The 8205-nt window shown below is 50.7% G+C and carries 7 protein-coding genes and 1 pseudogene; 3 read left to right on the forward strand and 5 right to left on the reverse strand.

Translation table 11 applies throughout. The features are described 5' to 3' along the window. Positions 1-155: 155 nt before the first annotated feature. The 4 genes from AC4MRN_RS17795 to ubiD form a co-directional block, all read right to left on the reverse strand. The gene (locus tag AC4MRN_RS17795; protein WP_491204029.1) at positions 156-1157 is read right to left on the reverse strand and encodes a substrate-binding periplasmic protein; all 1002 of its coding nucleotides are present in this window, start codon (positions 1155-1157) and stop codon (positions 156-158) included. A gap of 84 nt (positions 1158-1241) precedes the next feature. Further along, entirely contained in the window at positions 1242-2615 is a 1374-nt protein-coding gene (locus AC4MRN_RS17800; RefSeq protein WP_491204030.1) for a M28 family metallopeptidase, read from the reverse strand. A 23-nt stretch (positions 2616-2638) separates the two neighbouring features. Continuing rightward, entirely contained in the window at positions 2639-3334 is a 696-nt protein-coding gene (gene fre / locus AC4MRN_RS17805; protein ID WP_491204031.1) for an NAD(P)H-flavin reductase, read from the reverse strand. Positions 3335-3364: 30 nt separating this feature from the next. Then, entirely contained in the window at positions 3365-4846 is a 1482-nt protein-coding gene (ubiD, locus tag AC4MRN_RS17810) for a 4-hydroxy-3-polyprenylbenzoate decarboxylase (protein WP_491204034.1), read from the reverse strand. A gap of 173 nt (positions 4847-5019) precedes the next feature. On the opposite strand from ubiD, the gene AC4MRN_RS17815 reads away from it, so the two are divergent. Both AC4MRN_RS17815 and AC4MRN_RS17820 read left to right on the forward strand, forming a co-directional pair. Then, positions 5020-5262, forward strand: coding sequence for a TIGR02647 family protein (locus AC4MRN_RS17815; RefSeq protein ID WP_073320644.1), 243 nt, complete (start codon positions 5020-5022; stop codon positions 5260-5262). A gap of 59 nt (positions 5263-5321) precedes the next feature. After that, positions 5322-5954 carry a tetratricopeptide repeat protein gene (locus AC4MRN_RS17820; RefSeq protein ID WP_491204032.1) on the forward strand — a complete coding sequence of 211 codons (633 nt, stop codon included), beginning with the start codon at positions 5322-5324 and terminating at the stop codon, positions 5952-5954. A 205-nt stretch (positions 5955-6159) separates the two neighbouring features. On the opposite strand, the gene AC4MRN_RS17825 is transcribed toward AC4MRN_RS17820, so the two are convergent. After that, positions 6160-7848: an alkaline phosphatase D family protein gene (locus AC4MRN_RS17825; RefSeq protein WP_491204033.1), complete on the reverse strand. Its 1689-nt coding sequence runs from the start codon at positions 7846-7848 to the stop codon at positions 6160-6162. 155 nt (positions 7849-8003) lie between these two features. Here AC4MRN_RS17825 and AC4MRN_RS17830 point away from each other — a divergent pair. After that, positions 8004-8205 (forward strand): annotated as a pseudogene (locus AC4MRN_RS17830) (VOC family protein); the annotation flags it as partial.

Genomic DNA, 8205 nt, shown 5'->3' on the forward strand with positions numbered 1-8205 from the left:
TGCTTTACTGAACAATTCCAACGTATTGGTGACTACCTTGGCATGCAAATGTTGCCGCCACTGTATTGTCAGTGTCCGGATGGCTTTAACGAATCACAACATAAAGTCGCCATTTCGAACTTTGCTGAACTAATCAAAGGCTATTGATATTGCCGTTACCAGCGATTCATCATGCGTTTGTAGACTTCGTGATCAAGATAGGATTTTCTTGGTGTTGTAGGGGCGCCGGCTAATTTTGCCTGAACAGCGGCCCAGTCAGGCAGCACTTCGCCATCTACCAGGTATTTTGAAGCTTGAGACGGCATGGTTGAGTCCAACGCAAAGGCACCTGTTAACGCGTCTGTGGATGAGAGCGGATGCGGCACGCTCGAACTGGTTATCCAATCTGCCACGCCATCATCGTCAACGTCTTTTGAAATCCAGGACAAGCCAAGAATGTTGTTGTAGCTGCCATCATGCTGCGCGTTTGCAATGTACGTGTTGAAAGCGTTTATTGCCTTTTGTGCTTGTGGATGGTCAGCGCGGATACTCAGGTGCAAGCTCGCCTGAATAATGGGTTTTATTGAGCTATACAGTGGTCGTTCGCGGTATTCAACTAATAGCCTGTTGAACTCCCTCAGCAACAATTCGTCTTCCAACAGGTATTCCGCGCGCTGTTCTGAAAGCTGCTTAAAGCTATCGAAAACGGTTGGATTTCTGACCCAGGACACGGCTTTAACCAGACGAAGGGGAGGCGTATTCGCCAGCCGGTTCTCCGCAGCCACCCGACCATTGCGAATATGAGAGAAATGGCTGATGTCGTCCAGTGCCTCTTTTCGACTAGCCAAATATAAATTTACCGGTAGATAAGCGTCGGAATACAGGAAGCCGGCGCGTTTGTCATTCAGCGATAAAAAGGCATATTCGCCGTCGTATTTGCCAGTGAGCAGCCCACTACCTGAAAATGCCGGGCGGTCGATATGTAACGAAGCGGGTAAGTCGATGCTCGATAACGCTTCGGTAATGAGTACGTTGATGCGAGCTGGCTCGTTATCTTCGGCAACCAAGGTGGGCAGTGGGTTTGCGACCAGATTTAATGGTTCGGCGCCATATACCGCTGTGCTGGTAAGCAACGCTGATATAAAACTCAACAGACCCGCTCGTACTCGATTTGCCATAACATTCATTTACCTTTGGTTGCGACGGTGTGCGAACGTCTGCCTGCGCAGAGCGCCCGCTTGTTCATAACACTTGGCAGGGCTTTATTCGCCGAATGCACCTGCAGCGCCGGGGAATACCACCGGGCTTTCAAAACCGTCTTTACTTACACTGGCTACGCCAAAGAAATAGTTGTCGATCACTACATTGTCCAGTGTAAAGCTGGTGACATCGCCCACAAAGCGGCTGAATTGCCATTGCGGGGCGTCGGTGTAGCGCCAGTAAATTTTATAGCCGGCAAGGTGTGGGTTCTGCTTGGCATCAAGGGCGTCCCAGCTCAGTGTTGTTGAGGGTTGTACCGCGCCTTTAATGCTTACATTAATCGGCGGGTTCGGCGCCCACGCCATACTGGCAAGGCTGGTGGCGTTAAGTGCAGTAAGTTTGGCTGCGTAATCAAAGTTTACGCCATCGATGGTGTCGCCGTATTTAATGCCGTCTTCGGTGCGCAGGTCTTGATGCTGGCGGTTGTAGTTCTCATTGGTCTCCATGATGCGTACACCCGGGTAACCTAAATCATTAAACGGGCGGTGGTGGCCACCGCGACCAAAGCGGTCGAGTCGATAAATCACCATGGTGTCCAGATTTTCAATGTACCGGTCGGCAATCAAATCAATGTAACGTGCGAGATTGCGGCTGGGAGAGTCGACTTCACCACCCGTGAAGCGACGAACACGCGCGTCGCGCTCGGTTTCCGTTTGGCGGGTACCTTCGGCGAAAATCCGGGCCGTGGTGTTGTTGATAACACCATTAATGCCTTCAATGTTGCCGATCATGTCGTTGTTCAACACGGCCTTAATACGCCAGCCGTCTTTTTGCGCTTGTTCAGCCATAATTCTGCCGCCGAACAGACCTTGTTCTTCACCCGACAGCGCGGCGTAAACAATACTGCCGTTAAAGCGGTACTGGCTGAGCACACGTGCAGCTTCAAGGGTGCCCGCAACACCAGAGGCATTGTCGTTTGCGCCCGGCGAATCTGAAGTGGCATCCATGACGTCTGATACGCGGGAGTCAATGTCGCCTGACATAATGACGTAGCGTCCCGGGTCGGTAATGCCGCGCTGGATGGCAATGACACTGACCACTTCAGTCGCGTCAGGGATGCGCTTTTCACCGCTAATGGTGGCCGATTGATAATACACTTCCAGGCAGTTGCCGCAGGCCGCCGAAATCTTTTCGAATTCCTGCTTTATCCATCGGCGGGCTGCGCCAATACCACGCGTGTCTGATTTGGTATCAGAGAGGGTGTGACGGGTACCAAATCCCACTAATTTGCGGATATCCTTTTCAATCCGTTCGGCTGACACGTCGGCTGCAATGTCATGCAGCCGGGCCTGGTCGGTATACGCCAGTTCAGCGCTAAAAGAAGTTGCGCTGCAAAACAATGCGGCAACGGCGAGTGGAAGTGTTATTTTTTTCATTCTAACCACCTTATTCTGTCGGTTTAGATAAAGGCGTAGGCATCTCCGAACAGATCGTCTTTCGACAGGCCGCGAGCAAAGAAGTCATCACGAGCGACCTTGGCCATTTCGAAGCGACCGGCAATGTATACCTGTACGCCAGATAAATCGGCATAGTCTGTCAGTACTGCGTGATGAACCCAGCCTTTACGACCCTGCCAGTCTTCTTCTGCAAACTCTACCACAGGCAAAAAGGTGAAATGCGGGTGGTGAGCGGCTAAAGAAACCAATTCGTCGTGATAGTACAGGTCATCTAAATGGCGGCCACCCCAATACAAGGTAATGTCGCGATTAGGATCTTCTTTGAGGGATTGCATCAGAATCGAATAAGCGTAGGAGAAACCAGTTCCACCCGCAATCAGCACAATGGGTTTGTCGGTAGCCTGTAAATAGGCTTCACCATGACCGCCAGAAATGTAGATGGCTTTTTCCTGACGAGCGCGCTCAAGGACTTCACCAGCATATTTGTTACCAGGCTCGGCACCGATGTGCAGTTCCAGACGATTGTTGTCGTGAGCAGCATTCGCAATTGAAAACGGGCGCTGGTCTTTTTCACCCATGTGCACCAGCACATACTGACCAGATTTGAAGTCTAATGAAATATCGGGGGTCAGGTCGACCCGAAAAACGGTGCTGGTCAGCGGTGCAATGCTTTCCACCTGGCATCTAATTTGTGACATGAAAATAGAATCTCTTTGTGTAAATCAAGGTTATTGGGGCTTACCCGGCATAATGCCCAGTTCATCCCATAGTTCGTCAACACGGCGTTTAACGTCGTCATCCATTACGATAGGCACGCCCCATTCCCGGTCGGTTTCACCTGGCATTTTATTGGTCGCGTCCATGCCCATTTTGGAGCCCAAGCCGGAAACCGGCGACGCAAAATCCAGATAATCAATGGGGGTGTTTTCAATCATCACTGTATCACGGGCGGGGTCCATTCGGGTAGTGATTGCCCAAATAACATCCTGCCAATCGCGGGCATTTACGTCGTCGTCACACACAATAACAAACTTGGTATACATGAACTGACGCAGGAACGACCAGACCCCCATCATGACTCGCTTGGCATGGCCGGGGTACTGTTTCTTCATAGTGACCACCGCCATGCGGTAAGAACAGCCTTCTGGCGGCAAATAGAAATCCACGATTTCCGGGAATTGCTTTTGCAAAATTGGCACGAACACTTCGTTCAGTGCCACACCCAGAATGGCAGGTTCATCGGGCGGCCGTCCGGTATACGTCGAGTGGTAAATCGGATTGTCGCGATGGGTGATATGCGTCACGGTGAACACCGGGAAGTCATCGACTTCGTTGTAATAACCAGTGTGATCACCGTAGGGTCCTTCCGGTGCCGTTTCATTCGGGTCAATATAACCTTCCAGCACATATTCTGCAGAAGCTGGCACTTGTAAGTCGTTACTAATGGATTTCACGACTTCAGTTTTATCGCCGCGCAACAAGCCGGCAAAGGCGTATTCTGACAAGGTATCTGGCACTGGGGTCACCGCACCTAAAATGGTCGCAGGATCGGCCCCTAATGCCACAGAGACCGGGTAGGGTTTACCAGGGTATGTCTGACACCATTCGCGGAAATCCAACGCGCCACCGCGATGTGACAACCAGCGCATGATTAATTTGTTTTTGCCGAGTACTTGCTGGCGATAAATACCCAGGTTCTGGCGTTTTTTATGTGGCCCGCGAGTCACTGTCAGGCCCCAGGTAATCAGGGGGGCGACGTCGCCAGGCCAGCAGTGTTGTACGGGAAGCTTGGTCAGGTCCACATCGTCACCGGTGATAACATTGGCCTGACAAGGCGCTTTGCGCACTTCTTTAGCCGGCATGTTCAACACTTGCTTGAATACCGGGAGTTTTTCCCACAGGTCTTTCAGCCCTTTAGGTGGCTCAGGTTCTTTTAAATACGCCAGGAGTTTACCCACTTCCCGCAGTGCTGAGACCGAGCTTTGACCCATGCCCAGCGCCACCCGTTCGGGCGTACCGAACAGGTTCATTAAAACGGGCGTATTGAACCCTTTAGGGTTTTCAAACAGAAGCGCAGGACCGCCTGCCCGCAGCGTGCGGTCGGCAATTTCGGTCATTTCTAATTTCGTATCGATTGGGTGGGATATGCGAACCAGATCACCATTGGCTTCAAGTTGCCTGATAAAATCCCGAAGATCTTTGTATTTCATTATGAACAAACTCACACTGCTGTAGCTCAGGCAGTATACCATCAAAGCGACCAAGCCGATCACATTGATGCATAACAAAAAACTCGCGATAGCCTGAACAGGATCTACAATTGATGACATGGCCGTTTAATCGGCGCATACTGGCTGTAAATAATAAATTGCCTGGAGACACTATGGCCTTTACCCACGATGTAATTGAAGAGCTGAATTTATTGTTAAAGTTTCCTGCGGAAAGCCTGATGCAGGGACTTAAAATCCACCACGATGCCAGTCAGGCAATCGTAGAAGCCGCTTCCAGACTTTACACTAAAGGGTTAATTACCCAGGTCGACGGCGGTTACCTTACCGATCTTGGTGTCGATGTGGTAGAACACACAAGGCGCATCAACAGTGCCATGTGTATTAAATTTAATTAGGTTTTTATTCCGGCGGCCGATAACCTTTGCATAGATATTGGCCGTCAACAGGATTCATTATGCATACCTTCGTTCGTTCCTCCGTGTTCGCTTTTGTTTGCGCGCTGTTACCCGTGTCGACGGCCAGTGCTCAGGAAGTCAAAGCGGTACAGCTATACACTCAGGACGAATTGATTAACCTGATAAACCGAAACGAGCACCTTGACCGCGTGGTGGTGGACCGCTGCCAGTTAAACCAGGATATCGAAGCCCGTGCAGAAGTACTGAAAGTCCCCGCGTATCAATTTTTATGGGGCGATATGTTGGCTTGGGGCGTATGCGTAGAAGCCGATCCGGTTCGCGGCATTGATTTTATGCGTCAGGCTGCAAACCAAGGCTTGCCTGCTGCGCTGGAGCAGCTCGGGCGTTACTACAGCAAAGGCACACTGGTGCAGCAGGACAGAAAGCGCGCAGTGATTTTCCTACGCGAAGCTGCCGCGCTTGGGAATTTGAAGGCGCAAATGCAATTAGCTGAGCTATTCATTGATGGCTACGGCAGTCCTTATGACTATCAGGATGCGTATCACTGGTTATACAACGCAATAACCGATGACAAGTCTACCCACTCGCAAATCGCGGTGTACCTTACTGAGCTGGAAAAGTTAATGCACCCACGTGCAGTGCGAGCCGCTCGCAAACCGTTGGATAGTTAATTCGACAGGTACCTGTTTGCCGTGAAAAAAATACTGGCTTCCAGTTATCCCAAATACCCCGTCATCCCCAATACCCCCGTCATCCCAAATTCCCCTCGTCATCCCCGCGAAGGCGGGGACCTTACAAGGCGGGGACCTAACAAGGCTGGGACCTAAGATCCCAGGAACCCCAGATGACAGCGAATCAACAAGCTAACCAACAACATTACCCCACGAACCGTTCTCTATGCTGAGTTCGTACGGTGTACGAGGTGTCTTTAATATTGCTGACGTAATGCCAGGCGGTGTTGACCTGACCTAAGGTGAACTCAACGCTCATGTAGCCACGCTGGTGAAGGTTACAGTACTTCACTTCATCGATGAGCAGTGGCAACGCGCGTGCGAGATCTTCGGCTTGTTTGTCGGTTAACCCTAAGTATCCCTCGAAGCCAGGAGAAGTGACGCCTGGCGTGCCGTATTCAACCGCAGCGGTGTTACCTGAACTGTCCGTAATTGTGTTTGCCCAGCCGTTATGGGTATCACCGGCCAGAACTACCAGCGATTTACCTTCCTGACTGAAGAGTTTTAGCACTTTTTCACGTTCTGCGGCATAGCCATCCCAGGCATCGAGGTTATAGGGAATTTTCACTGATAGTCGTTGCTGTTCTTCACGTGTGAGTGTTTGCCCGGCCAGTTGCTTTTGACGAAGCTCCATCAGTTCTGCGATAACGCCTGGAACGGCCTGACGGTTGGTCGTGGCGATGATCTCAGCAGGATAGTGCATTTTACCCATCAGGATTTGCTGGCCCAACACGTGCCAACGGTTGTTGCCGGAAGCCACGTGTTTCTTTAACCAGTTGAACTGCTCGGTGCCCAGTAAGGTCCGTGCAGGATCGTTGATGTCGCGTTGGAATGACTGGAAATCGAAACTGCCGTTTGCCAGTTTATAGTCGCGCAGTGACAACTGCTCGTCGCGTCCGATTATCCTTGTATCCAGCATGTACAGACTTACCAGGTTGCCAAATTCAAAGTAGCGGTAAATATGTGGATTTTCGTCGCCCATCGGCGGGCGGATCGGGAGCCATTCATAGTAAGCCTGAATGGCAGCGGTGCGACGTGCAAAAAAGTCACCTTCGCCCTCGTTGTGATTTTCAGCGCCAGATAAAAACGTATCGTTGGCGATTTCGTGATCGTCCCATACAGCAATAAAAGGCTTACGCTGATGCAATAGCTGTAACCCCTTATCACCGCGATATTGTGCGTAGCGGGTACGGTAATCAGTCAGGTTGAGTAGTTCCCCTTCGTTGCCCGGCACAAAACTGCGTCCAATCGCATCAGCATTTGCTGTGGCGTAACCGCCTTTGGGGTACTCGTAAATATAATCTCCCAGATGCAGCACTACGTCGACACTGTTGTCTTTTGCGGCAGCATCGTAGGCATTGAAATAGCCTGCCGGGAAGTTCGCACAGGAGAAAACCGCAAACTTAACGCGGTCTACCACACCGTTATCCAGGGTAAGTGTCTGGCCGGTTGGCGAACGTGTTTCGCTGGTAAAAAAGCGGTAGTAGTAACGCTGACCTGCGGGCAGATCCCGCACATCTACTTTTACCGTGAAGTCGCGGCTACGCTCTGTTTTTACAACGCCACTTCGAATGGGTGCAGCAAAGTCGGGAGAGGTGGCCAATTGCCAGCGCACATAACCACTGCTGTTGTTGTTTTCAGGTACTGCCCGTGTCCACAAAATAATTGAATCTGCAGTGGGGTCACCACTGGCAACGCCATGCGTGAACGTGGCAGCAGGAACATAATCGTCACCGTCTGGCTGGAACGTAGCACCGCATCCGGTTAATTGGGTAGAAATGGCTATACCACCACCGAATAGTGAAGAGAGCTTAATAAACTGTCGTCTGTCCATAACAATACATCTGTGAAGGGCAAAAAATTTACTTTAACCAAGCTTAAGCGACTTGCCTACCTTCAAACGGCAAATTGCGGTGAATGGTTGAAGTTATCTGTAAAGCGGAGGATAGTGGAAATTCATGAACGGTTTGTGAACAAGTGAGGATTACAATGGAACTGGGCGCATTTTCGGTAAGTTTGTCGGTAAAGGATATTCATGCATCAAAGGCCTTTTACGAGAAACTTGGGTTCACCGTGTTCGGCGGTGACATTACTCAGAATTGGCTTATCATGAAAAACGGAGACCACATCATTGGTCTGTTTCAGGGCATGTTCGAAGGTAATGTGCTCACTTTTAATCCGGGTTGGGACC

The sequence above is a fragment of the Marisediminitalea sp. genome, from assembly GCF_984433645.1.